Raw genomic sequence first — 26,501 nt, 5'->3', positions numbered from 1 at the left:
TAGAAAAGGTAGTTAACAGTTGTTAACTACCTTTTTGTTATTGTTGTTCGTTCTTTAATTTTGCATCTAGTACAAACGTACCAAATGGGATAATTGATGAAACAAATGCCCCAAGTGCCCATGCAATTGATTTGCGGTGTACGATTGTTACTTGAATTACCGCAAAGATGAATAGAATAAATAAAACACCATGAGCCATACCTGTAATTTTAACGGCTGTTGCAAAGCCGGCGAAATATTTTAATGGCATTGCTACAAATAATAGTAATAGGAAAGAAATTCCCTCAATTAAGCCGATTGCTCTTAATCGTCCGATTGGTGTAGATAACATGAAATAGCCTCCTTTAACGTATGCTTGTATATAGTAAATTTGTATTCTTTTTCAAAATAAAATAGTCTATTTTGTTTCATTATATACAAAAAGAAAGTTTACACTACGAGAATAGTGCAAAGTTCAAAATATAGTCACAAAAACGCGGTAATTTAAATAAAAACCTATTTGAAGTATTTGACTTCAAATAGGTTTTGTGAATGAAAATATTAAACAAGTACTTCGTTTTTTAGTACAAATTTCTCAACTACTTTTGCAACGCCATCGTTCATATTTGTATCTGTTACGTAGTTTGCAATTTCTTTAATATCATCTGGTGCATTGCCCATTGCAACACCAAGACCAGCGAATTCAATCATCGCTTGGTCGTTATAGCTATCACCCATTGCAATAACTTCTTCGCGCTTAATGCCAAGTTTTTGGATCAGCTTGTTTAAGCTCGTTCCTTTTGTAACACCGGCTTCAGTAAATTCTAAGAAGAATGGTTTTGAACGCATCACGCTTAATTGTCCTTCTAGTTGTTTTTGTAGTTTCTTTTCAACTTCAACAAGGCGTTCAGCCTCTTTATTCATTAATACTTTTACTACAGGCTCTTGAACAGCATCTTTAAAGTCATCTACTACAACAATTGGCATACCAGTAATATCGCCCTCAATTTCAGTATAAGGATTATTTTCTTCCGTTACGATATCATCGCCCATATAAGTATGAATCCATACATCTTCAGTTTTACTAATTTCAAATAGGTTGTGAACGATTTCAGGAGATAGCGTACTACTAAAGATTTCTTCGTTTGTTTTACAGTTAATAATTTTTGCGCCATTAAAAGATAGAATGAAACTGCCGTATTCTTCTAAAAGAAGTTCTTTCGCTACATTGCGCATACCAAAAGTTGGACGTCCAGAAGCAAGTACAACCTTTACACCTTGCTCTTGTGCAGTCATTAGAGCCTCTTTCGTACGAGGTGAAATAGTATGGTCGTCACGTAATAAAGTATCATCTAAATCTAAAACAATCATTTTATAAGTCATATTGAAAATTCCTCTCTTTGTTGAAATAGAAATAAAGTTTTATGAAGATATTGGGGAATATATAGTAAGACATCGAACTTCTTCATATGAAGTTAGGAAAAGTTCTATATTGTTAGTATAAATTACCATGAGCATGTTGCCCATGATAATTTATACCGTTAATGCCTGATTAGCTCTCACTTTATCATTATCGTAACAACTCTAAAGATAGAGTGCAATAATGGAAGTTTTCCAATTTACGATGGTTGTTTTTCTGTTGAACGAGAAAATAGTATTTCAAGCAAAATTGCCATTACAGATCCAAGAACGAGACCGTTACTTAAAAATGATGCTAAAAATGGTGGGAGCGTAGAAAATGCCCCTGCTGGAACAAACATAACCCCGACTCCTGTAAAGATTGAAAGACCTGCTACTTTAAATAATCGTTCTTTATCCTGTACTGTTTCGTATTCGCGAAAGGCAAGACCAATCATGCTTGCAAATACAGGATAAATGGCAGCATATCCGACTGCGACAGGGATTGCCGCAAAGAATGAAGTAATCTTTGGGAATATACTAACGAGAATAATAAAGCTTGATCCTAACATAAATGGGAGTCGCTTATAAATATTAGTCGTTGCGATAAAGCCTGCTGATCCAGAAATGGCGACAGGTCCAATAGCTGAAAAAAGACCTCCTAGCAATTGATTGATTCCTGTTATAATGCCGGCTTGTTTGAAACGATCTGGTGCTGCATTTTTTTCATACTTAGAGACAATCTTTTGGACAACGCGAATACTTGCCAACATATTTGTTAGAAGTAATAGTGTAACGAAAACTACCGTAATTGCCATGTTCCATTCAATACGAGGCATTCCGAAAACAAACAGAGACGGAAAACGGATTATATCGCTCACAGGTGTTACTGGATTAGATAATCCGAAGCATGCGAATAATATCCAGCCGCAGACGATACTGAAAAGAACGGAATATTGTCCAATAATAGGTAGCTTCATGATGAAAAAGGATAGTAAAATAACAATGAGTGAAAGAATAAATACGTTAGCTTGTACTTCTGTATGTTGTCCGTCAAGGCCGAACATTCCTTTTAGGAAGGAACCGCTAAGTTGCGCGACAAGAAGAAATAAATATGTTCCAATGACTGTCGGTGTAAAATAGCGAACCAGTTTATCGATGAGTCCAAAAACGCTAAGAATAATACAAATGATACCACTTAATAGGAAGGCATACTGAAGGACTTTCAGCGTTTCATTGCTGGATCCAAATAATACGACACCTAAACTTGCATAAAGGGAGAAAATCCCCCACCAAAGGCCTGCTGGACCTTCTTGAATAGGAAGTTTATGCCCAAATATAGCTTGCAGTAGGCCAGCAAAGCCAAGAACAAATAATGTTCTTTGTACGAATGCAATAGCTTCAGCGCCATCGAGACCATAATTAGTTGCGACGCTAATTGGTACAATAAGGCTCCCAGCTAAAATAAATAGCGCCCATTGTAAGGCGGAAAGAAATGTTTTCATTATATCAACCTCTTTCATAGATTCCGTATCTAGTATATATGTATTTCATTTCCACTGGCAAAGATTGTAGATAGAGAAAAGAGTTGAAACACGATATGAATGCGCGTAAGCAATTATGGATAGCAGTTATATGTATGACCTTCGTTGTAATTCTAGGAACGTTAGGATTTATGGCGATCGAAGAGATTAGTTTGTTTCAAGCATTTTGGATGACGATGATTACTGTATTAACTGTTGGATACGGAGATGCCGTTCCTGTAACACAGGCAGGAAAAGTTTTTGCGCTTCTTATCATACCGGTTGGAGTCGGCATCGTTACGTATGCGATTGGTGTAGTGGCAGCTATGATTATTGAAGGGAATTTATTTCATGCAGTGCGGAGGAAGAAGATGGATAAACAAATAGCACAGTTACAAAATCATATTATCGTATGTGGTTGTGGTAGAGTAGGGCTTCAAGTTGTACATGAATTGCAAGAAAAGAAAATTCCATTTGTCGTTGTGGATAAAGATGAAAGCATATTAGAGAAGGAAAAACTTTTGTATGTACACGGAGATGCAACGGAAGACGAAGTGTTACATCATGCTGGAATTTCAAAGGCAGCTGGTTTAGTTGCCATCGTAGCAAATGATGCTGAAAATGTATTTATTACATTAACGGCAAGAGGATTAAACGATGCAATTAAAATTGTGGCAAGAGCAGAAAAACCAGAAACTGAAGACAAATTGAAGCGGGCTGGGGCAAATAAGGTGATTAATCCATCTAGCATGGCAGGAATTCATATTGCAAAAGGTATTGCGAATCCGCTAACAGTTCATTATATTGATACAGTACTGTATGGCGTGGAGCAGTCATTTGTAATTGAAGAAATTGCAGTCGGAGAGGGCTCTATTTTAGCTAGTAAATCGTTACTAGAGAGCGACGTGAGAAATCAATTTGATGTAACAATTTTAGCGATTTTGAGAAATGGGAATGTTATACATAATCCGACCGGGCAGGAAAAACTACAAGAACATGATATGATAATAGTGTTTGGTTCAGTAGAGAAGCTGGGACAATTTGAGAAAGAACTACAAAGTATGAGGTGACAAGGAATGCAAATATCGAGCGATAAGATTTTAAATAAAATGGCGAATGAAATTGCAAAGGCAAAAAGCAGTGAAGGACAACAATCAAAAGCGCATTTATTAGTTGTGCGAGCGTTATGTGATTTATTATTAGATGAACAAGCTGAGCCTTCTATGTATAGAGAACCTGAGATTCCATCGCAAGTAATTGGATCTCAGCCAATGACGACAGTTCAACCAGTTATGCCGGTTTCTGGAGAACCTGTTTATATAAAAGAAGAAGGTGCAAACGGTAATTCTTTATTTGATTTCTAGAAGATAAATCGTTTGGCTTATATGAAAAAATTGCTTATGATAAAGGTAAAAAAAGGGGAATTAAGATGAAAATTTTCTTTTTACTAGGTTGTATTGCAGCGGGATTATCTGTTGCGTTAGGGGCTTTTGGAGCACATGGTTTAGAAAATAAAGTTTCTGCAAAAATGTTAGAAGTTTGGAAAACAGGCGTTACATATCAAATGTTTCATGCAGGTGGACTATTCGTAGTTGCTTTATTGATGGATAAGATTCAATCATCACTTTTAACTACTGCTGGCTGGCTTATGGTAGCTGGGATTATTATGTTTTCAGGTAGTTTGTATGCATTAAGTACGACAGGTATTAAGTTCTTTGGCCCAATTACACCTCTTGGTGGTGTAGCTTTTATCGTAGCATGGATCTTAGTCGGAACTGCAGTTGTAAAAGGGTTATAAAAAACAAAAGCTGGCATATGCCAGCTTTTTTATGGTCTTGGAGCATAGGTTGCTTGTTGCCCGGGTAAATACGCAATTTCTTCTGGGAATTCCACATAATCTAAGTAAATCATTAATAGTAAAAAACGTTTCCCTGATTGTGGCTCACTAATTACAATATGATCACGACCAGCTGCTTCGATAATACCTGTATACGATTGTGTACCGAGTGAGCTACCACGTTCATAAGTCATTACAACCGTAGCTTGCTTGCCCTTGTTCAAGCGGAGAATATTTTCAATATACGACTGTTCTAATGGTAACATGCCTTGAGAAACGGCATATTGAGCTTGCGCAGCTTGTTGTTGCATTGCTTGCTGCTGTTGCTGTTGTTGTGGGGTCATTTGTTGCGGTTGTACATAAGTTCCAGATGGTTGATAAAATCCAGTTCCGTAATACGGGTTTTGTTGCTGTGCCATTCAAAAATCCCTCCTCATTATCAATCCTTAATAAACGCTAGGACAATCTTCGCCAGATGGCTGGAAGAAGCAGTGCTTTTTGAAGCGACCAGAGTTTTGTTGATTATACCAAGTTGGCGGACAAGGGCCTTCAGGTCTAAAAAACCATAAGGCAAAATTGGCAGGCCAAAAGCGTTGTCCTTGAATTGTTCGTCTTGCTAAAGCGATATCTTGTTCCCTTGCACGTTGATAAAAATACCCTTTTTGTGTTGCCTCAAAACCACCAGGGTTTTGATAAACCATTTGACGTAAATTACGTATTTTTTTAAAATCTAAACAATTTCCGCGGACACGATTTACCCCAACGTTTCCAACCATCAACATCCCCTGTTGACCTTCTCCTTCAGCTTCAGCACGCATCAGTCTAGCTAATAACTTTACATCTTCTTCGTTATAAGCAATAACTCCCATTATGTGTCACCTCTCTTTTTGGAATACCTTGTGGAAAGAGGTTTATCTCTAGATGAAGTGTGTAACAATTACTAGTTCATACGTATGAGAAAAAGGACTCAGATATGACAACCAAACGAAGTTTTACATGGAGGGAGGAAAATAAAAAAAGCTAGCGTGAGCTAGCTTTTCATCATTAAAATACTTTAGACCATAAGTTTGAGAAGAAATCTCCAATAGAGCGCATTGTTAATACGAACCAATTTGCTTTTTCAACTTCTTTTGTCGTTTTTGCAGTAACTTTCATATTTTTATTTCCATCTAAAAATCCGTATTTATCAGTCGGTTCTAGAACGATGGAACCTACTTTTGCATCCTTCTTAACAGGAGCAACTAAATGTCCATCTTCAGCGAGTGATTTATCCGCTTCAGTAGAAATTTTGTAAGGTGATTTGTCACCCTTTTTCGCAATGACTGTTATTTCTTTTTCAGGTGCAACAGTTACTTGATCTTCTTTACCTTTTACGACAGAGATTGTATTGTGTTTATCAACTTTTAATTTTTGTTTTTCAAAGTTATTAAATCCATATTCAATTAATGCACGAGATTCAGTGAAACGTTCGTCCATTGATTTTGTTTTAATAATTACTGAAATAAGGCGTAAGTCACCACGTTTTGCTGTAATAGTGAATCCGTATCCAGCGGTATCAGAACTACCAGTTTTTAAACCATCTGTTCCTTCATAAGAGAAAGCAGCACCTGGTAACATCCAGTTCCAGTTTTCCATACGAATTGGTTTCGGATGATTATCTGGAAAGTTTCTAAATCTTTGTTTTGTATCCTCTAGCATTTCTGGATACTTTGTAATCATTGCTTTTGAAAGCATACCCATATCGCGAGCTGACATGGAATTTTCTCCATTCGGATCCGTTCCTTCAGGATGTTTTCCCTTTAAGTCAGCGTTATTTAACCCAGTAGCGTTTACAAATTTATATTTCTTTAACCCTAGTTTCTTTGCATGTTCATTTGCAAGATTTAAGAAGTTTTTCTCACTTCCTGCAAGAAGTTCTGCTAAGGCAATACTAGATCCGTTTGCAGAGAAGATAACGATAGAATGATATAATTCTCTTACAGTATACTGACGTCCCTTTTCAAACGGAACGTTAGAGAATTCATTATTACGTGAAACTTCATAAGCGTAATCAGAAATGTTTACCTTTGTATCCCAAGTGATTTTTCCTTCTTTAATTGCTTCTAATACAGCATAAACAACAATTAGTTTTGACATACTAGCGATAGCTAGCAATTCATCTGGATTTTGTTCATGCAGTATTTTCCCTGTATCTGCATCAAATAGAAGTGCAGCAGCTGCCTCAATGTGTATTTTTTCTTCCGCATGGGATGTTGTTACTCCTAAGGAAGAAATTGACAATAGAAACGCTAGTAAAATAGACAAGATTTTCTTCATATAGATTATCACCTTCGCATCGTTATTAGCATGTAGCTCGTACCATTTTAGCATAAATTTGGATATAGAAAGGTTACAATTTTGTAAGGAATTTGAAAGGAATTTGTCGATTTTTGTTCAAACTTGCGGAGAAAAGAAGTTTTTTGAAGAGAAATATAGAGGGGAATAAAAAAAGGAACGAATTTCGTTCCTTTTTCACGATTTACCCCGCATTAACGGGCAGTAAGATCCCCACCTCAAAATTAAGCGAAAGCAAGGAGGTTAGGTGGGCGATTAACTGCCCGTAAAAGCCCGATTGGTTCAACTAATAATCAGTGTGGATGAACAAAATTCCCACTGATTAAAGTTTCACTTTATATGTGTAAAAACTTCTCTACTTTTTCGTCTGGTAAAATGTTTCCGACGAAAAATGTCCCGAATTCACCATAACGAGCACTTACTTCATCGAAGCGCATTTCATATATAAGTTTTTTAAATTGAAGAACATCGTCAGCGAATAATGTTACGCCCCACTCAAAATCGTCGAATCCAACTGATCCTGAAATAACTTGGCGTACTTTACCTGCGTACTGGCGACCGATTTTACTATGACTGTACATCATTTTTTTACGTTCTTCCATCGGAAGCATGTACCAGTTATCATCACCTTGGCGACGCTTGTCCATTGGATAGAAGCAAATATGATTTGCTTTTGGTAGTTCTGGATATAAGCGAGCTAAGATTTGTGGATTTTGGTATGGATCTTCATCAGCTGGAAGGTAGTTGCTTAGTTCAACAACAGATACGTAAGAGTATGCAGGAACCATATATTCAGCTAATGTTGTTTTATTCAATTCTGTCTCAATTTCATTTAACTCTTCCATTGTTGGACGTAAAATCATAAGCATAATATCAGCTTTTTGGCCAACAACTGTATACATTGCATGACTGCCTTTTTTCGCAGTAGCCACTTCGTTCCATTTTTCAACGACATTTAAAAATTCAGACACAGCTTGTCCGCGTTCGTCGCTGGATAATGTTTTCCATGCAGCCCAATCAATAGAACGTAAATCATGTAAACAATACCAGCCATCTAACGTTGTTGTTGCTTCACTCATTCTATTCACCTCAGTTAATGATAGTTTTACACGTTAACTATAGCATATATAGTTTTAAAATCATCTATATAAAGCTTTGGCGCATAAAATTGTCACATTTAAGTTTATTTGAAAATAGGAGGAGATAAGGTTTAAAGGGGCGTTATTTATAGGCTGAATTTTATGAAAATATAATCATTTTCATTTTATCTATTTTTTGGGAGCTATAAGTTTAAAATAGAGAGGAAAAGCAGTATTCTTAAAGATAGAGTTTTTTTAACATAAGTAGGAGGGTTTATTCGTGAGCAACTTATTTACAACAGTAAAAGAAAAAGTTCAAGGAAAAGGCATTTCTATCGTACTTCCTGAAGGAACTGATGAAAGAATTTTAGGCGCTGCAGAGCGTTTAGCAAAAGAAGAGTTAGTACAACCAATCTTAGTTGGTAATAAAGAAGAAATTAGCGCAAAAGCTGCTAGCATGAATTTAACATTAGCAGGCGTTGATATTTACGACCCAGCTACATACGAAGAAATGGATGCAATGGTAGCATCTTTCGTTGAACGCCGTAAAGGTAAAGCAACTGAAGAAGACGCTCGCAAAATCCTTAAAGACGAAAACTACTTCGGTACAATGCTTGTATACATGGGCAAAGCACACGGTTTAGTAAGTGGTGCGGCTCACTCTACAGCTGATACAGTTCGTCCAGCGCTTCAAATCATCAAAACAAAACCAGGCGTTACAAAAACTTCTGGCGTATTCATCATGGTACGTGAAGAAGAGAAATATGTATTCGCTGATTGTGCAATTAACATTGCACCAAACAGCCAAGATTTAGCTGAAATTGGTATCGAGAGTGCGAAAACTGCTGAACTATTCGGTATTGATCCACGCGTTGCTATGTTAAGCTTCTCTACAAAAGGTTCTGCGAAATCTCCAGAAACAGAAAAAGTTGTAGAAGCAACTCGCATTGCAAAAGAAATGGCTCCAGAATTAACTTTAGATGGAGAGTTCCAATTCGATGCTGCATTCGTACCATCTGTAGCTGAGAAAAAAGCTCCAGGTTCTACAATTAAAGGTGATGCTAACGTATTCGTATTCCCAAGCTTAGAAGCTGGTAATATCGGCTACAAAATCGCTCAACGTTTAGGTAACTTCGAAGCAGTAGGACCAATCTTACAAGGTTTAAACATGCCTGTAAATGACCTATCTCGTGGATGTAACGAAGAAGAAGTATACAAGTTAGCTTTAATTACAGCAGCTCAAGCACTTTAATTCTATAATGAATTGAAATAAAGACCGTCGCTATAATAGCGACGGTCTTTATTTTTCTAAGCCGAGTGCTTTATTGTTACGATCAATAATACGTTGTAAATTCGTCTCATATAAAGGTATTTCATCTATTGTTAATTGAGATGGTGTTAACTTTGGAGCGAATTGCTGCAATGTTTTTAAAAGGCGCATCATTAAATCTTGTACTGTAATGGTTTCGCCAAGTAATTCTGAAAGTGAAGCCATCGTGCTCGGTACAATTTCAGGATACGTAAAGCGTGTCTCTTCTCCTTGAATGGCTAGGTTGTAGAAATCACGAACGAGTGCGGCACGCTCAGAGCCACTTCCTGTAGCGCATAGATAAATTTGGACAGCGACACCGCCGCGAATACGGCGCTGTGAAATGCCAGCGAATTTTTGATCGCGAATACTTAAATCGTAGCTACCAGGACAGTAAGAGCCAACAATTTCTTTTGCCTCGATTGTAACATCGTAATCGCGTAACATTTCCTTAATTAAATGCCACATTGTATCGTATCCAAGATCAATATCGATACCTTTTTCCGTCTCTTGGAATAACAGCGATACGTTTAAAACACCTTCATCCAGTACGACTGCAAGTCCACCGGAATTACGAACGATAACATTGAAGTTGTTTTCTTTTAAAAAGGAAATACCTTCTTCTAAGTGTGGTAGGCGTGAATCTTGAATGCCAAGAACAATTGTATTGTGATGAACCCAAGAACGCATTGTTGCAACTGATTGACCGTTTCCAATACTTGTGCATAATGTGTCATCCATTGCGAATGACTGCAATGCATGGAATGTTGGTCCCAAACTAGACTGATCTACAATACGCCACTCTGGCTGAGATAAAATGGAACGGGAATTGCTCATATAACTAACCCCTTATCTTTAAAATGACAATCTCTATTATAGCAAAAATATAGAAAATAGTTTTAGGGAGAAATCTTACTAAAATGTAATGTTGTTGTAAGGAAAGTGAATTGGTAAAACGAGCTACTGTCGTTAAACTAAAAGATGCAATTATGATTTTAGGAGGCATACAAATGAAAAAAGTTAAATTAGGACTCGTAGCGATTATGTCAGCTGCCGTATTTAGTGGCTGTTCTATTATGGATATGATTGCACCACAAGCAAAGGGCGTTGTTATGTACGGAGATGAAACAGGCGTTCAAAAAACAATGGACCAATATAAAGATAAAATTGAATCCCAAAGTAAATTCGAAGCAAAACTAGGTACTGTTAATGAGAAAAAGGTTTTAATTATGAATAAAACAACAGCTGAAAAAATGGTAAAAGAAAACATGCTGAAAAAGGTAGTAAAAGAAGATGTGGAACCAATTAAAGCATTGCCATCTGTTTCAGATGAAGTGGGAATCATATTCGCTAAAGAAGAACAAAAAGATGTAGTAATTAATGGAAAGAAAATGAAATATGAAGGTAATGTAGTCATCGGTGATGCGCGTAAATATACAGATATGTATGCAGTTATTAGTGATGCCGAATATACAAAGATAAATGAACCGGTAAAAACGATTGGATTAGCGGCTTTTAAAGAAAATCCAAAGGAAAAAATTTTCCCAGATATAAAGAGAGGTTCTAACGTAGAAGAAGTGCATATGGTTGAAGTGAAATAACAAAAAAGGATGCATGCAATGCATCCTTTTTATTCTGCAATTTTTTCTAAATTACCGTTTCGATCCATTCGGAAAGATGTTTGGGAACGTTCCTCGTCATCCATAACTGCCAACTTACGAGCGCGGTTCATAATATTCATAAGTGTTTCGTAATCTTCTTGTACAGTATGAGATTGTTTTTCTAATTTTTCTAGTTTCTTTTCTAGTTCTTCATTTCGAAGGATTTGTGATTTGATTTCTTGTTTCAATCTCGTATTCTCGTTTTCAAGAGCTGTCACTTTTATATTTGAAGATCCGACTGTTTGTAAAAAATAAATAACATCTTGCATTGTCATAGAGCCTTTTGCAGCAGGAACAGTAGATTGTTGATATGGAATAGCTTCTTTATATTGTACAATTGCTTCCTCTTGTACGAATTCTTCATAATCAGTTATCGCCTCTGAAGCTGGTGGTGTATAAAGTAAACGTTTTTTCGCTTGTTCACCGCTTGCAGCACGCATTTTATCCTTACGATGTTTTTTTGCTAGTTGAAGAGCTTGTTCATAACTATAGCGAACAACAGCATTCCAACGGAAACCACAGGCAGCCGATGTACGATTTAATTGATCTCCTACTTCTTCAAATGCATTTAATTGAGTACTTCCTTCTCGAACGTGACGAAGTACAGTTTCAGCAAGTAATAAATCATCCTCATCTGTCCAAGCATCTTGTCTTACTTTCATAGATTCAACTCCCTTTCTTTTTATGAACTTCCTATTTTTATAATGGGCAAAAAAAGGAGCTTTTATACAAAGCTTTTAAAAATATGGTAGATTTCGATGAAAGGTATAAAGTGAAACTTTAATCAGTGGGTGGTTTCTTCATCCCCCGCTGATTATCAGCCCTCACCAATCGGACTTTTATGGGCAGCCCGTTAAAGCGGGATAAATTTTGCCAAGAATGACGGGAACTTCTGTAGGAGAACATATAAATATGAAGCATTATATGAGGAAAGAGCTTTATAGGGAAACTTGCAACGAGCTTCAAAGAGCGGTAAAATACCATTTAGTGTTTATTTTTAAATGTACTTGTGAAAAGTTTAAAATAGAGGAAGTGTTATATATAATGGGAAACGAATTTCGTGTGTGCGATGATTGTCAGGCAACGAACGTTAAAACGTTAATTCCAAAGTTAAAAAAAGTAGATTCATGTGCAACGATTGAAGTTGCATGCCAGTCTTACTGTGGTCCTGGTCGTAAAAAATCATTCGCATTTGTAAATAATCGTCCAGTTGCGGCTCCAACAGAAGATGAATTAATTGTAAAAATTGAAGCAAAATTAAAGAAGTAAGAAAAAGAAGAGTGAACAGATTACTCTTCTTTTTTATGCCCATAAGAGGAAGGATTTATTCTGTGGAAGCTTAAATGGTGAGGGTAATAGTTAACGACAGGTAGTTATTATCCATGTATTAAGGTCTCGACCTATATGTATTTGTATTTCAAAATAATAGTTGACAGTCTTTGGAAGCGATAGGTAGAATAGAAGATGTCTGATTCTGATAATCATTATCAAGAAAAGGCTGATTCGCTTATTTTTTTATTACTATTTGAGAATAAATTTCATTAAATATATGTTGTTGGTTAGGATGGTTGAGGGATGGAAGCGAGCGCAAGGAGTATAGAACAGCAAGATGTGAATGTTAAAGAGATTAAGAGCAGACCGCTCATTGCTTCTATTATTTTAATAGTAGGTACAATTTTGTTAGCTTTAAGCATGGCAGCTTCTATTTCGTTTGGAGCAGCAGATATTAGTTTAAAGACTGTATGGCAAGCTGTGTTTCAGTTTGACGGTTCGATTACGCATCATAACGTAATTCAAGAACTTCGCATGCCTAGAGCAATAGGGGGCGTAGTTGCAGGTGCCTTTTTAGCAGTATCAGGTGCAATTATGCAAGGTATGACGCGAAATCCACTTGCTTCTCCATCGTTAATGGGGATTACAGATGGGGCTGTATTTGGGATTGCGATTATGTATGCATTCTTCCCTAATTCACCTTATTTAATGTTCGTTATCGCATCTTTTATTGGAGCGGCGTTTGGAGCAGCTATTGTATATGGTGTTGGGTCTTCTTCACCAGGTGGATTAACGCCTGTGAAGTTAGCTTTAGCGGGAGCGGCAATTAGTGCTTTATTAGGGGCCATTTCATCTGGAATTGCGTTATATTTCAACCTTGCCCAAGAGGTGAGTATGTGGAATGCAGGTGGAGTTGCTGGAGTGAAATGGGAAAGTATTAATATGTTAGTACCGATTGGTCTTGTTTGTCTCTTTATTGCAATTATAATGTCGAGGTATATTACAATTTTAAGCTTCGGTGAAGAAATTGCGATTGGACTTGGTCAAAATACGACATTAATTAAATTTATCGGAACAGTACTTGTTCTTGTGTTAACAGGTTCTGCAGTTTCTATGGCAGGATCAGTTGGATTTGTAGGGCTTGTAATCCCGCATATGACTCGTTTCCTTGTAGGCTCAGACTATAGATGGGTTATTCCATGTTCTGCGGTCTTAGGCGGACTGTTAATTGAATGTGCAGATATGTTATCTCGCGTTATTAATCCGCCGTTTGAAACACCAATTGGAGCAATTACAGCGCTAATTGGGGTTCCATTCTTCCTCTACTTAGCACGTAACGAAGGGAGAGGGAAAATGTGAGGACAAGTGTCTTAACAAAAAAGAACGTTTCGGTTTTAACAATTTTAGTAGGATTAATCGTTACTGTATTTTTAGTAAGTTTAAATACAGGGACATTTAAAATACCACCAATGGACGTATTAAAGTCATTGGTTGGACTTGGGGCTGAAGATCAGTCTGTTATTTTATTTGAATTCCGTATGCCACGTATGGTTATTGCTATATTAGTTGGATCTGCTTTAGCAATGTCAGGTGCAATTTTGCAAGGATTATCACGAAATCCACTTGCTGATCCAGGTATTATCGGTATTAACGCTGGAGCAGGATTAACAGTAGTTATATTCGTCTACTTTTTCTTCGGGAAAGTTGGGACTGGAACATTTTTATCTGTATTTATCCTTCCATTCTTCGCGTTAGTTGGAGCGATATTAGCAGCAGTTATTATTTATTTACTAGCATGGAAAGACGGCGTTTCATCAACGAGATTAATACTTGTCGGTATCGCTGTTGCAGCCGGATTTGGTGCTGTTAGTTTAATTTTTTCTATGAAGATGACGTCTAACGATTTCCGTTTTGCGACGATTTGGTTAGCAGGAAGTTTGTGGGGCACAGATTGGAAGTTCGTACTAAGTGTACTTCCATGGATGGTTATTTTCTTGCCACTTGCTATTAGTAAGGCGCACATATTAAATGTAATGAACCTAGGCGACTCTACAGCTGTTGGCCTTGGTGTAAATGTAGAAAAAGAAAGACGTAAATTATTATTTATTGCAGTTTGTTTAGCTGGTGCATCTGTCGCTGTTGCCGGAGGAATTGGTTTTATCGGCTTAATGGCTCCGCATTTAGCGAGGCGCCTTGTTGGTGGTAAACATCAAATTATGCTGCCTACCGCTGCACTAATAGGGACGTTTTTACTTTTATTCGCAGACGTAATTTCAAGAAGTGTGTTAACAACTTCAGAAATACCGGTCGGTCTTGTTATTTCTGTAATTGGTGCACCGTATTTTATATACTTACTTATGAGGACAAAATAAAGGGAGGCTTTTTGTATGGCAACTTTAGCAGTTGATGCGGTATCTGTTGGTTATAATGAAGGGTTAATTATTGATGGATTAACAGTTGAAATTCCGGAAGGGAAAATTACAACAATTATTGGACCAAATGGTTGTGGGAAGTCCACATTATTAAAAACGGCTTCTCGTATTTTGAAGGCGAAAAAAGGTACTGTTTATCTTGACGGAAAAGCAATTGAGAAACAACCAACGAAAGAAATCGCAAAGAAAATGGCAATTTTACCACAGACTGCAGAAGTGCCAACTGGCCTTACTGTGTTTGAACTTGTTTCATATGGACGCTTTCCTCATCAAAAAGGATTTGGAACGCTAAAAGAAGAGGATTATCGTTACATTCATTGGGCACTTGAAGTGACGGGAATGACAGAATTCGCAAATCGTCCAGCAGAGGCGTTATCAGGTGGACAACGTCAACGTGTATGGATTGCGATGGCTCTTGCACAAGGAACAGAATTACTTGTATTAGATGAACCGACAACGTACTTAGATATGGCGCATCAATTAGAAGTATTAAACTTATTGAAAAAGTTAAATGAAGAAGAAGGTAGAACGATTGTTATGGTTATCCATGACTTAAATCATGCTTCTCGTTTCTCAGATCATATGATTGCATTGAAAGCAGGTAAGTTAATGAAGCAAGGAACGCCAGATGAAGTGATGACGAGTGAAACACTTCGTAACGTATTTGAGATTGAAGCTCAAATTGTTCCATGTCCAGTAAACTGTAAACCAATTTGTTTAACATATGATTTAGCGATGATTAGTAATCAATTGCGTAAAAAAGCATAAGTAGAATCCCCCTCGTAAAGAGGGGGGCTTCTAATGGATGTTGAGCTTCTTATTAGTAAATAGGAAGTTGAACACCCGTTAGAACGGGGCATAAGCAACAATTAATCGATATATATTTATTAATTGTTAATCTTGTTTCTTATAGTTCATTGTAACTTATAAGAGGAATACAGCTAGAAGGAGTGGGAACATGAAGAATTTTAAAATGGCACTATTAGCAATGGTACTAGTCTTTACTTCTGTACTATTTGCAGCTTGTTCTAACAAAGAAGAAGAGAAGAAAGCAGATGCGAAGGATGCGAAAACTGAAGAGCGCACTGTACAACACGCAAAAGGGGAAATTAAAATCCCTGCAAATCCAAAGAAAATTGCTGACCTTAGTGGTTCAACAGAAGAATTGTTAATTTTTGGTATGAAACCAATTATTACTGCTAATACATCTCAAGAAAAAATTGATGCACATATTGAAAAGAAATTAAAAGACGTAAAACCAGTTGGCTCTGCTTGGGGCGATAAAATTAACATCGAAGCAGTAGCTGCTGCAAAACCAGACTTAATTCTTGTAAACAATCGTCAAGAAAAGATTTATGATCAATTATCTAAAATTGCACCAACAGTTATGTTAAAAACTCCATTAGATCAATGGCGTCCAAAATTCGAAGAAGTAGGTCAAATCTTCGGTAAAGAGAAAGAAACAAAAGAATGGTTCAAACAGTATGATGAAAAAGCAAGCAAATTACATGATAAAATCGTTGCGAAAACTGGCGATGCTAAATTTATGAAAATGGCTGCATATCCAAATGCTTTCCGCGTATACGGTGACTACGGTTACGGTAGCGTAATCTTTAATGATTTGAAATTACCAGCAGTTAAAGGTACACCAACGGATAAACCGTTAGTACAAGTACAAAAAGAAGCTTTAATCGATTACAACCCAGATTACTTATTTGTATTTACGACTGGTGACGGTTCTCAGCGTCTAAAAGAATTCCAAGAAGAATCAATCTGGAAAAACATGAACGCTGTTAAAAATAACCACGTATTTACAATTAAAAACGAAGACTTAAACAAAGGTTATTTCCCTCTAGGTAAAGAAATGATCTTAGATGAAGTTGCTGAATTCGTTTTAGGCAAATAATGTATAAAAAGAAATCACTTTTACTCCGGTAAAAGTGATTTTTTCTTTATATAAGGGCAATTAATATAGTCTTTCATTTCTTTCTGTTTCCTATTTCGTTTATAATATATAGTAAGAATGCAGTAAAGAAAGGAGGATGTCGGAAGGTGGTATATTTAAACGACAAACTCAGCGAAACAAAAGTGTTTAAAGACCCGGTACATAAATATGTGCACGTGCGCGATCGTGTTATTTGGGATTTAATCGGAACAAAAGAATTTCAACGCTTGCGCCGTATTAAGCAGCTTGGAACGACATTTTTTACATTTCACGGTGCAGAGCATAGTCGCTTTACTCATTCGTTAGGTGTATATGAAATTATTCGTCGTATGATTGATGATGTGTTTGATGGCAGACCGAACTGGAATGCTGAAGATAGATTGTTATGTTTATGTGCGTCATTACTTCATGATGTCGGTCACGGCCCATTTTCTCACTCGTTTGAAAAGGTATTTTCATTAGATCATGAGAAATTTACGCAAAAAATTATCGTTGGAGATACGGAAATTAACCGTGTATTAAGCCGCGTGGATAAAGACTTTCCGCAAAAGGTGGCCGATGTAATCGCAAAAACATCTACTAATAAATTAGCGATTAGTATGATTTCCAGTCAAATTGATGCAGATCGTATGGACTACTTATTAAGAGATGCGTATTTCACTGGCGTAAAGTATGGAAACTTTGATATGGAACGTATACTACGTGTCATGCGTCCGTATGGGAATCAAGTAGTCATTAAAAATAGTGGTATGCATGCCGTTGAGCATTATATTATGAGTCGTTATCAAATGTATTGGCAAGTATATTTCCACCCGGTAACGCGCAGTGCCGAAGTTATTTTAACGAAGATTTTACACCGTGCAAAATCATTGCACGAGAAGTATTATACATTTAAAAATCATCCGGTTCATTTCTATTCTTTATTTGAAGAAGAAGTAACAGTAGAGGATTATTTAAAGTTAGACGAGAACGTTATGTATTATTACTTCCAAGTATGGCAAGACGAAGAAGATCCAATTTTAAGTGATTTATGCCGTCGTTTTATGAATCGAAACCTATTTAAATATGTAGAGTTTACAGATAAGCACGGTTTAGACAATTGGATGGAATTAAGTAGCTTATTTAAAAAGATTGGACTTGATCCAGAATACTATTTAGTAGTTGATTCAACATCAGACTTACCGTATGACTTTTACCGTGCTGGTGAAGAAGAAGAGCGTCTGCCAATCTTACTTCTTATGCCAAATGGAGAGCTTAGAGAGCTTTCACGTGAATCGGATATTGTTGAGGCGATTACTGGTAAGAAGAGAAGGGATCAAAAATTATTCTATCCGCATGATTTAATCTATGAAGATGGAAGAAAAGGAAAATATAAAGAGAGAATCATCGAGTTACTAGAAGGAAAAAAATAAGAAGCAGCTAAGAGCTGCTTCTTATGAAAGAACTTGAAATTATTTGTCGCTTAAGCGTTTTCCGCCAACTGCATAATGGTTTTTAGACATTTCTTCGATGAAAACAACGATGTTTTCTTCAGGAGCACCAGTTGTTTCGCTTACTGCTGCTGTTACTTTCTCAGCAAGAGCTTTCTTTTGTTCCTCTGTGCGTCCTTCTAGCATTTTCACTGTTACGTATGGCATATATAATCGCTCCTTTTATGTAAGTTACACTCTTATTATAGCGGATTATAGGGAAGAACAATCGAAAAAACAAATATTTTCTTTTTTTGACATATTGAAGAGGAGATGAAGCATGGATCAGTTATTTAGATATCCGTTGCACCAAATTCCGTTGGTAGCAATGGCCATTATTATTGCATTATCAGTGCATGAATTTGCGCATGCATATGTTGCATATAAATTTGGAGACGATACAGCAAAGAAGCAAGGCCGTTTAACATTATCACCGATGGCACACTTAGATCCTATCGGGATGATTGCTGTATTAATTCTTGGTTTTGGTTGGGCAAGACCGGTACCAGTTAATCCGTATAATTTTAAAAGACCGCGTCTTGCAGGAATATTAGTTTCTATTGCGGGACCAATTAGTAACTTAATTTTAAGCGCAATCGGTTTAATTATTTGGTATAGCTTATTAAAATTTGGCGTATTGTACTCAATTCCATCTGCAGTCGCAGATACGTTAGCTCAATTTTTCCAGATTTTTATTATGTTGAATATCGTTTTACTTGTCTTTAACTTATTACCAATTCCACCACTTGATGGATATCGCGTAGTGGAGGATCTAGCACCAGCAAATATTCGTGCGAAAATGACACAGTATGAAAAGTATGGAGCGATAGCGTTATTAATTCTTGTTATTACACCGCTTAGCAATTACACAATCCAGCCTATTTTTAATGTTGTTATTCCGTATGTATTAATATTTTTACAGAATATCATTGCGCCTATTTTCGGCCTTTAAACGAGGAGGAGCTTACATATGACAGAGAAAAAGAAAAAAATCGGTTTTAATATCGTGAAAAATGATTCAACGGATGGACATGGTGGTTTTGGTGTTGGAGCATTAAGTCTAGAAAATATTTCACCTGTATTTGTCGATGTACTAGAGAAAACAGCATTTGTTGATATCGGTGCAATGCATGCGCGTAGTACAGTCGAAAAAGGTATTAAGTTTTTAACAAATAAAGATGAAGTTCCAAACGGAAAACCATTTTGGCTTGTGTGGGTAACGATTGAAAGAACGGCGACAGGTGCTTATTATGCAGGTGTAACAGCTTGTGAAATGACAGTTGACCGTGAAATTCGCCGCGGATATAAATCACTTCCAGAGCACGTAAACAAAATGGATAAATCAATGAAGCGTCACATTATGGTTGACCATATGGATGAATCATCTAAAAAAGTACTTGGTACGTTCTTGAAAGAACATAATGAAGCGATTTGGAACGAATCTAGTGAAGAATTGCGCCGTGCATTATTAAGTGAATAAAAAATAGCTGACGGATGCCCGTCAGCTATTTTTTTACCAAGGAAGATATTTTTTCCACCAACTTGTTTTTTTCTTTTCTTCAGTTGTCTTTTCAAATTCTTCTTTATCATCAACATGATCCATACAATATTCAGTTGGTTCAGTACCTTTTGCGAAATACATTTTAACTGAAATCGGACAGTTTTTTGTAGCGATTTTTCCGTTTTCAGGGTTAATATCGACTGCAACGACGTCATTTGGTTGTTTAAACTCTTTTTTAGGTTGTCCATCTAAGCCTTTTTCCATCGTATCGGTCCATATTCTTTTTGCATATCCTTGTTCTGCTACATTTGAAATCGATTTAGGTTGATCGTATCCAACCCATACCCCAGTGACGATTTGCGGGGTAAATCCAATCATCCAACTATCCGTTTCAGTAGAACCAGACTTTCCAGCATATGTTCTTGATAGCTTTGATAACATCGATTGACCAGTTACAGCAGCATAACTGCTTAGTTTTTTATTAAACATACCCGTCATCATTTCTTCCATCACAAACGCTTTGCTCTTATCAAGAACTTGCTTACTCTCCAAATGAGCATCGTATAACATATTTCCTTCATGGTCCATAATGCGGCGAATAAACACTGGTTTTACTTCTTTTCCACCGTTTGCGAACATGCTATAAGCGTTAACCATTTCAATTGGTTTTACAGGAGATGTACCGAGAGCGAGAGACGGAACATCTTTTAATGCGGTAGTAATACCGAATTGCTTCGCTGTTTTTGTAAGAATGTCTTCGCCTAAAAATAAATTGGTCTTCACGGCATATACGTTATCAGAGACCGCAAGAGCTTGTGCCATTGTTACAAAATCGTCTGCATAATAGTCTTTATAGTTTTTCGGTTTATACTTTGAAACACCGTCACCTAAAGTGAAAACAGTATATTCGCTTTTTAAGCGCGTAGCAGGGGTGAATCCTCGTTCTAATGCCGCGTAATACAGAAATGGCTTAAACGTAGATCCAGGCTGGCGAGCGGCTTGTGTAGCCCTGTTAAATTGACTTGTATTATAATCAGTTCCACCAACAAGGGCAGCTACTTCACCTGTTTTTGGATTCATAGAGACGAGCGCAGTTTGTATGTTTGTTGTGTCAGGTATATGATCTTTTACAGCTTGCTCTGCGACCGATTGTAATTTAGGGTCTAGCGTTGTATAAATGCGCAAACCACCTTTTTGTAATGCTTGTTCATCTAATCCGATATCACGAAGAAGAGAAGCTTGTACAGCATCTTGGAAATAAGGCGCGATTTCTGCCACTTTTTTCGTATCTAATGAGGCAAAGGTTAATGGCTCTTTCTTCGCTGACGTTGCTTGTTTCTTCGTAATATAACCTTGTTCTACCATTTCGTCTAATATGAGAGATTGTCGCCCTTTCGCACGATCCTCTTTTAAAAAGGGAGAGTAGACACTAGGTCCTTTCGGAATACCTGCGAGCATACTAGCTTCCGCTAATGTTAGTTCTTTTGCTGTTTTATCGAAATATAGACGAGACGCAGCTTCGATTCCGTAAGCACCATGCCCATAATAAATTGTATTTAAATATCCTTCTAAAATATGATTTTTATTATAGTTCACTTCAAGGCGAATTGTGTACATCGCTTCTAATAGTTTACGTTTCCACGTTTTATCGTGATCTAAGTATAGGTTACGGGCATACTGTTGTGTAATCGTACTAGCACCTTGAACCTTTGCCATCGCTTTTAAATCGGCAACAATAGCACCAGCAATACGTTTCATATCAAAACCATGATGTTTGTAGAATCTTTGATCTTCGATAGATAGTGTTGCCTCTTTTACATAAGGAGAGATTTCATTGAGAGATACATTGTAACGTTTTTGCATTTCATTACTTTGTCCGATAACAGTGTCATCATTAGCGTAAAAGACACTCGTTTGCGGGACGGCAACAGGAGGAGGTCCCATAATTTTTGCAACTATAATAATAACAAAAAAGGAAAAAACGAAAAAAAGAACAGAAGAAAACATTACGGTGAAGAAAAGACGTTTATATTTTTTAAGTTTCGGATTCATAGTTTGATCCATCTTTTTCAGCCCCTCAATACTAATACAAACATTATTGTATTAGTATTGAGGGTTTTCGGTTATTTTAAACAATGAAATTTCCAAAACAAAAAGCTCCTTTAATTAAGAAAGGAGCTCAAAGGCACGTGCTGGCCAATCGGTAATAATGACATCTACGCCGTAGTCAATCATAGTCTGTAAATCGTTGTATTCGTTAATTGTATAAGGGCGGAAAGCGTACCCTTGATTTTGTGCAAATTGGACAAATTCTTTTGTTAATAATCGAAAGTTCGGGTGTAAACCAGTTGCGTTTCTATTTTTTGCTTCAGCAATCGGATCAGCAAGTGGTGTATCATATAAAATTGCTCTTGGGATTTCAGGAGCTATTTCTGCTAGTAATGAAACAGAGCCGTGGTTAAATGATGAGAATACAATTTGATTAGATAGATGATATTCGCGAACGAGAGCGACAACTTTTTCTTCAATGTTTGGATAGTGAATGACATCTGTTTTTAACTCAATGTTGAGTTGTAACTTTGTTGTAGATAGCCAAATGAATACTTCGCGTAACGTTGGGATTTTTGCTTCATGGAAAGAAGGATCTTTATGGCTGCCGGCATCTAAAGCTTGTAATTCCGCTACCGTTTTTTCAGAAACAAGACCTATGCCATTTGTTGTACGATCTACTGTTTCGTCGTGGATCACGACAAGCTCACCATCTTTTGATAGGTGGACATCAAGTTCAATGCCATGAGCACCAATACGTTCTGCTTCTTGGAAGGCAATCATCGTATTTTCTGGATGTGTTCCTTTTACCCCGCGATGAGCGAAAATAAGTGGTTTATTCATACGGAAATCTCCTTATCGTTTCTTTTCTTTCATTATGAAACTGCTTTTGGAAAAATACAATTGAATAGGATAAACATTTACAAAAGTCTAACAGTTGCACAAAAGTTAACGTTAACGTAAAATGTAATAATTGAGTGAAGGGAGGAATAAACATGTATAAAATTGATGAAGTCACAAAGCAAGTTGGTTTAACAAAACGTACACTTCGTTATTATGAGGAAATTGGTTTAATTCATCCCCCTGAACGTAGTGAGGGGAACATTCGCCTGTATACAGACGAGGACATCGCTAGAATTAAAAGGATTGTGGAAGCGAAAGAAGTGTTAGGGATTACGCTTCAAGAAATGCAACATTTTTTATCATTAAAAGAAAGAATGGAGCAAAGAAGAAATAGTGAGAATCCTCGTGACCGCGAAGTGATTCAAGAAATTAAAGAGATGCTTGAAAAACAAGTGCAAACGCTAGACGAGAAAATGGAGCAAATGCAGCGCGTAAAGGCGGAACTCGAAGATAGCTTACATCGTGCAGCGACATTTTTAGAGAATACAAAAGGAGAGTAATCAAAATGGAGAGCAAACAAAAACTAGGGAGATTGATTACAGTGGTGGCTACCTTTCTTGCCTTTTCGGGTATAGGGGTAGTCGATCCAATCTTGCCGATTATTGCTGAAAAGATTGGTGCATCACATTGGCAAGTAGAGATGTTATTTACAGCATATATTTTAACGATGGCAATTATGATGTTACCAGCTGGAATATTCGCATCGAGATTTGGTGATAAAAGAATGATGACGATTGGTCTTGCGATCGTAACTGTATTTGCGTTTATATGCGGTATATCGCAAACGATTGCTCAATTATCTCTTTTCCGCGCTGGATGGGGATTAGGGAATGCGATGTTCTTTGCAACGGCGATGACCTTATTGATTGCATTAAGTAAAGAAGTTCATGAAGCAGTAGGATTATATGAAGCAGCTATCGGTTTAGGAATGGCAGGCGGACCGTTATTAGGCGGGATATTAGGTGGACATTCTTGGCGTTATCCATTTTTTGCGACGAGTATTTTAATTTTCTTAGCATTTATTTTAGTTTTCTTTTTTGTAAAAGAACCGGAGCGAAAAGTGAAACGTAAAGCGGCAGGCGTGGGAGAATTACTTAACCTAGTGAAGTATAAACCGTTTATGCAAGGTGCAATTTCAGGAATGTTATACTACTACGGATTTTTCGTTGTATTAGCATATTCACCGCTTATTATGCATTTATCTGCGATTCAATTAGGATTCGTATTTTGCGGATGGGGATTAGCGTTAGCTTACGGTTCCGCAATTTTGGCTCACAAGTTAGAAGGTAAATATGAGCCGAAAGCATTGTTGAAAGGTAGTTTACTCGTATTTGCGCTTTTCTTAATCGCACTATTCTTTGTGAAAATTATGTGGTTACAAATTGTATTAATTGTTCTATCAGGATTAGCATCCGGATTAAATAATGCACTATTTACAAGTTATGTAATGGATATTTCACCTTATGAAAGATCTGTTACATCAGGTGTTTATAACTTCGTTCGTTGGTTAGGTGGCGCAATTGCTCCAATCTTATCAGGAATCATCGGTCACACTGTTTCACCGCAAAGTCCGTTTTTAGTCGGTGGAATTGTTGTGCTAGTCGGTTGTGTAATGATCTTAATTCCGGTTCGAAAGCCGGTAGAAGTAGAGACAAAAGCCCTTTCTTAAGAAAGGGTTTTCTTTCCTGTTACGGGGCAATCTTTTTTCGTATATATGTTAGAACCCTCTGACTAAAATATATTTTCGGTATTTTTGTACTTTTAACTATACTTTTTGGATGTTTTGTTTTATTTTTGTTAGGGGACATTAATGATGTCCCTATTATAAATTTGCATTGAGAGGCGTGATTGTACGATGGAACTATGGTTCACTGAAAAACAAACAAAACATTTTGGGATTACGGCGCGTATTAACCGCACATTACATACGGAGCAAACAGAATTCCAAAAACTTGATATGGTTGAAACGGAAGAGTTCGGAAACATGCTTATTTTAGACGGCATGGTTATGACAACAGAAAAAGATGAGTTCGTTTATCATGAAATGGTAGCGCACGTACCTTTATTTACACATCCAAACCCTGAAAACGTATTAGTTGTAGGTGGTGGCGATGGTGGTGTTATTCGTGAAGTGTTAAAACACCCAAGCGTAAAGAAAGCAACTCTTGTTGAAATCGATGGAAAAGTAATTGAGTACTCAAAACAATACTTACCATCAATTGCAGGCGCATTAGACAATGAGCGTGTAGAAGTAAAAGTAGGAGACGGTTTCCTACACATCGCAGAAAGCGAAAATGAATATGACGTAATTATGGTAGATTCTACTGAGCCAGTAGGACCAGCAGTAAACTTATTTACAAAAGGATTCTACGCTGGAATCTCTAAAGCGTTAAAAGAAGACGGTATTTTCGTTGCACAAACGGACAACCCTTGGTTCACACCAGAACTAATTACAACTGTGTTTAAAGACGTAAAAGAGATCTTCCCAATTACTCGTTTATACACAGCGAACATTCCAACTTACCCAAGTGGTCTTTGGACGTTCACAATTGGATCTAAAAAACATGATCCATTAGAAGTAAGTGAAGAGCGTTTCCACGAAATCGAAACGAAATACTATACAAAAGAATTACACAATGCAGCATTCGCATTACCGAAATTTGTTGGCGATTTAATTAAGTAAGAGAATCGTATTGAACAAATAAAGTGTAAGTAGCTCATTTAAGGTGTTTGTCCAGAAGACTTAAACATGCTAGCTACTTACACTCCTGTAAAGAAAATCGTCTTCTTGTTATGAAACAGAAGACCCGGTAAATCGAGAAAGAGGAGCAGCTCGCTCCAAATTTGAGAAATAGTGAAAGGTTGGGATACCTTAAGTTCCACATAAGGAGGAAAAGAATATGCGTTTTGATGAAGCTTATTCAGGTAAAGTATTTATTAAAAGTCATCCAAGTTTTGAAGAGTCAAAGGTAGTTATTTACGGGATGCCTATGGATTGGACAGTAAGTTATCGTCCAGGTTCTCGCTTTGGCCCTGCACGTATTCGTGAAGTATCAATCGGTCTTGAAGAATATAGCCCATATTTAGATCGTGAACTAGAAGAGGTAAAATATTTTGATGCGGGTGATATCCCATTACCATTCGGAAACGCACAACGCAGTTTAGACATGATTGAAGAGTATGTATCAAAACTTTTAGATGCCGATAAGTTTCCACTAGGTCTCGGCGGTGAGCACTTAGTGTCTTGGCCAATTTTTAAGGCAATGGCAAAAAAATATCCGGATTTAGCAATCATCCATATGGATGCTCATACTGATTTACGTGAATCGTATGAAGGGGAGCCTTTATCCCACTCTACACCTATTCGTAAAGTGTGCGATTTAATTGGTCCGGAAAACGTATATTCTTTCGGTATTCGTTCTGGAATGAAGGAAGAATTCGAATGGGCAAAAGAAGTAGGTATGAACTTATATAAATTTGACGTATTAGAACCGTTAAAAGAAGTACTGCCGAAACTTGCAGGACGCCCAGTTTATGTCACAATCGACATTGACGTATTAGACCCAGCTCATGCTCCTGGAACAGGAACGTTAGAAGCTGGAGGTATCACATCTAAAGAATTATTAGATTCCATCGTGGCAATTGCAAATTCAAATATAAATGTAGTTGGAGCAGACTTAGTAGAAGTAGCTCCTGTCTACGACCATAGTGATCAAACACCAGTCGCAGCAAGCAAATTCGTGCGGGAAATGCTGCTCGGTTGGGTGAAATAAAAGTGAAGCGGCTTGCTCAGAATCGCAGGTCATGGAA

Annotated in this window: 29 protein-coding genes; 17 read left to right on the top strand and 12 right to left on the bottom strand. The window is 37.1% G+C overall.

The genetic code is table 11. The features are described 5' to 3' along the window. Window positions 1–37 precede the first annotated feature (37 nt). The 3 genes from ACHZK0_RS26305 to ACHZK0_RS26295 form a co-directional block, all read right to left on the bottom strand. Window positions 38–331, bottom strand: coding sequence for a DUF3817 domain-containing protein (locus ACHZK0_RS26305; RefSeq protein WP_061680068.1), 294 nt, complete (start codon window positions 329–331; stop codon window positions 38–40). A 209-nt stretch (window positions 332–540) separates the two neighbouring features. Next, complete coding sequence (locus tag ACHZK0_RS26300) at window positions 541–1,362, bottom strand: Cof-type HAD-IIB family hydrolase (protein ID WP_395761045.1); 822 nt, start codon at window positions 1,360–1,362, stop codon at window positions 541–543. Window positions 1,363–1,598: 236 nt separating this feature from the next. Then, the gene (locus ACHZK0_RS26295) at window positions 1,599–2,882 is read right to left on the bottom strand and encodes a purine/pyrimidine permease (protein WP_262741479.1); all 1,284 of its coding nucleotides are present in this window, start codon (window positions 2,880–2,882) and stop codon (window positions 1,599–1,601) included. Window positions 2,883–2,977: 95 nt separating this feature from the next. Between ACHZK0_RS26295 and ACHZK0_RS26290 the strand changes: the two genes are divergently transcribed. From ACHZK0_RS26290 to ACHZK0_RS26280, 3 genes are all read left to right on the top strand, one after another. Then, entirely contained in the window at window positions 2,978–3,970 is a 993-nt protein-coding gene (locus ACHZK0_RS26290) for a potassium channel family protein (RefSeq protein ID WP_063262370.1), read from the top strand. Window positions 3,971–3,976: 6 nt separating this feature from the next. Continuing rightward, window positions 3,977–4,264 carry a YwdI family protein gene (locus tag ACHZK0_RS26285; protein ID WP_001167358.1) on the top strand — a complete coding sequence of 96 codons (288 nt, stop codon included), beginning with the start codon at window positions 3,977–3,979 and terminating at the stop codon, window positions 4,262–4,264. Window positions 4,265–4,329: 65 nt separating this feature from the next. Beyond that, a complete protein-coding gene (locus tag ACHZK0_RS26280) occupies window positions 4,330–4,698 on the top strand; it encodes a DUF423 domain-containing protein (RefSeq protein ID WP_000688322.1) in 369 nt (122 codons plus the stop codon). 29 nt (window positions 4,699–4,727) lie between these two features. On the opposite strand, the gene gerQ is transcribed toward ACHZK0_RS26280, so the two are convergent. From gerQ to hemQ, 4 genes are all read right to left on the bottom strand, one after another. Next, window positions 4,728–5,156, bottom strand: a complete 429-nt coding sequence (gene gerQ / locus ACHZK0_RS26275; protein ID WP_061680063.1) for a spore coat protein GerQ — start codon at window positions 5,154–5,156, stop codon at window positions 4,728–4,730. A gap of 27 nt (window positions 5,157–5,183) precedes the next feature. Next, window positions 5,184–5,606, bottom strand: a complete 423-nt coding sequence (gene cwlJ, locus ACHZK0_RS26270) for a cell wall hydrolase CwlJ (protein WP_000538160.1) — start codon at window positions 5,604–5,606, stop codon at window positions 5,184–5,186. 175 nt (window positions 5,607–5,781) lie between these two features. Further along, window positions 5,782–7,059 carry a serine hydrolase gene (locus ACHZK0_RS26265; RefSeq protein WP_270340522.1) on the bottom strand — a complete coding sequence of 426 codons (1,278 nt, stop codon included), beginning with the start codon at window positions 7,057–7,059 and terminating at the stop codon, window positions 5,782–5,784. 347 nt (window positions 7,060–7,406) lie between these two features. Further along, window positions 7,407–8,150, bottom strand: coding sequence for a hydrogen peroxide-dependent heme synthase (gene hemQ, locus ACHZK0_RS26260; protein WP_001287595.1), 744 nt, complete (start codon window positions 8,148–8,150; stop codon window positions 7,407–7,409). Window positions 8,151–8,430: 280 nt separating this feature from the next. On the opposite strand from hemQ, the gene pta reads away from it, so the two are divergent. Continuing rightward, window positions 8,431–9,402 (top strand): phosphate acetyltransferase, encoded by a 972-nt coding sequence (gene pta, locus ACHZK0_RS26255; protein WP_000067226.1) that lies wholly within the window; start codon window positions 8,431–8,433, stop codon window positions 9,400–9,402. A gap of 48 nt (window positions 9,403–9,450) precedes the next feature. Here pta and ACHZK0_RS26250 read toward each other — a convergent pair whose 3' ends face one another. Next, on the bottom strand, window positions 9,451–10,296 hold the full coding sequence (locus ACHZK0_RS26250; protein ID WP_395761044.1) for a lipoate--protein ligase family protein: 846 nt from the start codon (window positions 10,294–10,296) through the stop codon (window positions 9,451–9,453). A gap of 173 nt (window positions 10,297–10,469) precedes the next feature. Between ACHZK0_RS26250 and ACHZK0_RS26245 the strand changes: the two genes are divergently transcribed. Continuing rightward, on the top strand, window positions 10,470–11,060 hold the full coding sequence (locus ACHZK0_RS26245) for a lipoprotein BA_5634 family protein (RefSeq protein WP_270606109.1): 591 nt from the start codon (window positions 10,470–10,472) through the stop codon (window positions 11,058–11,060). 29 nt (window positions 11,061–11,089) lie between these two features. Here ACHZK0_RS26245 and ACHZK0_RS26240 read toward each other — a convergent pair whose 3' ends face one another. Further along, complete coding sequence (locus ACHZK0_RS26240; protein ID WP_270340422.1) at window positions 11,090–11,782, bottom strand: RsfA family transcriptional regulator; 693 nt, start codon at window positions 11,780–11,782, stop codon at window positions 11,090–11,092. Between the two features lie 382 nt (window positions 11,783–12,164). On the opposite strand from ACHZK0_RS26240, the gene ACHZK0_RS26235 reads away from it, so the two are divergent. The 6 genes from ACHZK0_RS26235 to ACHZK0_RS26210 all read left to right on the top strand — a co-directional run bounded on the left by ACHZK0_RS26235 (window position 12,165) and on the right by ACHZK0_RS26210 (window position 18,181). Then, window positions 12,165–12,389: a DUF1450 domain-containing protein gene (locus ACHZK0_RS26235; protein ID WP_000526074.1), complete on the top strand. Its 225-nt coding sequence runs from the start codon at window positions 12,165–12,167 to the stop codon at window positions 12,387–12,389. A 306-nt stretch (window positions 12,390–12,695) separates the two neighbouring features. Further along, entirely contained in the window at window positions 12,696–13,751 is a 1,056-nt protein-coding gene (locus ACHZK0_RS26230; RefSeq protein WP_262741484.1) for a FecCD family ABC transporter permease, read from the top strand. Further along, window positions 13,748–14,764, top strand: coding sequence for a FecCD family ABC transporter permease (locus ACHZK0_RS26225; protein ID WP_001260777.1), 1,017 nt, complete (start codon window positions 13,748–13,750; stop codon window positions 14,762–14,764). The genes ACHZK0_RS26230 and ACHZK0_RS26225 overlap by 4 nt, the downstream gene beginning before the upstream one ends. Before the next feature lie 15 nt (window positions 14,765–14,779). Further along, window positions 14,780–15,592 (top strand): ABC transporter ATP-binding protein, encoded by an 813-nt coding sequence (locus ACHZK0_RS26220; RefSeq protein WP_000212060.1) that lies wholly within the window; start codon window positions 14,780–14,782, stop codon window positions 15,590–15,592. Window positions 15,593–15,782: 190 nt separating this feature from the next. Beyond that, entirely contained in the window at window positions 15,783–16,730 is a 948-nt protein-coding gene (locus tag ACHZK0_RS26215) for an ABC transporter substrate-binding protein (protein ID WP_395761043.1), read from the top strand. A 146-nt stretch (window positions 16,731–16,876) separates the two neighbouring features. Continuing rightward, complete coding sequence (locus ACHZK0_RS26210; protein ID WP_000262748.1) at window positions 16,877–18,181, top strand: HD domain-containing protein; 1,305 nt, start codon at window positions 16,877–16,879, stop codon at window positions 18,179–18,181. A gap of 39 nt (window positions 18,182–18,220) precedes the next feature. Here ACHZK0_RS26210 and ACHZK0_RS26205 read toward each other — a convergent pair whose 3' ends face one another. Beyond that, a complete protein-coding gene (locus tag ACHZK0_RS26205) occupies window positions 18,221–18,406 on the bottom strand; it encodes a 2-hydroxymuconate tautomerase (RefSeq protein WP_001147171.1) in 186 nt (61 codons plus the stop codon). Window positions 18,407–18,518: 112 nt separating this feature from the next. Between ACHZK0_RS26205 and ACHZK0_RS26200 the strand changes: the two genes are divergently transcribed. Continuing rightward, window positions 18,519–19,190 carry a site-2 protease family protein gene (locus ACHZK0_RS26200; RefSeq protein ID WP_097817113.1) on the top strand — a complete coding sequence of 224 codons (672 nt, stop codon included), beginning with the start codon at window positions 18,519–18,521 and terminating at the stop codon, window positions 19,188–19,190. Between the two features lie 18 nt (window positions 19,191–19,208). Beyond that, on the top strand, window positions 19,209–19,718 hold the full coding sequence (locus ACHZK0_RS26195) for a YwhD family protein (RefSeq protein WP_000136683.1): 510 nt from the start codon (window positions 19,209–19,211) through the stop codon (window positions 19,716–19,718). A 33-nt stretch (window positions 19,719–19,751) separates the two neighbouring features. Here ACHZK0_RS26195 and ACHZK0_RS26190 read toward each other — a convergent pair whose 3' ends face one another. After that, window positions 19,752–21,803 (bottom strand): transglycosylase domain-containing protein, encoded by a 2,052-nt coding sequence (locus ACHZK0_RS26190; RefSeq protein WP_097817112.1) that lies wholly within the window; start codon window positions 21,801–21,803, stop codon window positions 19,752–19,754. A 102-nt stretch (window positions 21,804–21,905) separates the two neighbouring features. Next, entirely contained in the window at window positions 21,906–22,631 is a 726-nt protein-coding gene (locus ACHZK0_RS26185; protein WP_088023417.1) for a glycerophosphodiester phosphodiesterase, read from the bottom strand. Between the two features lie 152 nt (window positions 22,632–22,783). On the opposite strand from ACHZK0_RS26185, the gene ACHZK0_RS26180 reads away from it, so the two are divergent. The 4 genes from ACHZK0_RS26180 to speB all read left to right on the top strand — a co-directional run bounded on the left by ACHZK0_RS26180 (window position 22,784) and on the right by speB (window position 26,464). Then, a complete protein-coding gene (locus ACHZK0_RS26180; RefSeq protein ID WP_061680054.1) occupies window positions 22,784–23,191 on the top strand; it encodes a MerR family transcriptional regulator in 408 nt (135 codons plus the stop codon). A 5-nt stretch (window positions 23,192–23,196) separates the two neighbouring features. Beyond that, window positions 23,197–24,360 carry an MFS transporter gene (locus ACHZK0_RS26175; protein WP_098884454.1) on the top strand — a complete coding sequence of 388 codons (1,164 nt, stop codon included), beginning with the start codon at window positions 23,197–23,199 and terminating at the stop codon, window positions 24,358–24,360. A 186-nt stretch (window positions 24,361–24,546) separates the two neighbouring features. After that, the gene (speE, locus tag ACHZK0_RS26170) at window positions 24,547–25,374 is read left to right on the top strand and encodes a polyamine aminopropyltransferase (RefSeq protein ID WP_000424696.1); all 828 of its coding nucleotides are present in this window, start codon (window positions 24,547–24,549) and stop codon (window positions 25,372–25,374) included. A 217-nt stretch (window positions 25,375–25,591) separates the two neighbouring features. Continuing rightward, complete coding sequence (speB, locus tag ACHZK0_RS26165; RefSeq protein ID WP_001209831.1) at window positions 25,592–26,464, top strand: agmatinase; 873 nt, start codon at window positions 25,592–25,594, stop codon at window positions 26,462–26,464. Window positions 26,465–26,501 lie beyond the last annotated feature (37 nt).

Source organism: Bacillus sp. 3G2 (assembly GCF_044324725.1).
Lineage (GTDB): Bacteria > Bacillota > Bacilli > Bacillales > Bacillaceae_G > Bacillus_A > Bacillus_A mobilis.
This window is presented reverse-complemented; position numbering and strand designations above follow the sequence as displayed.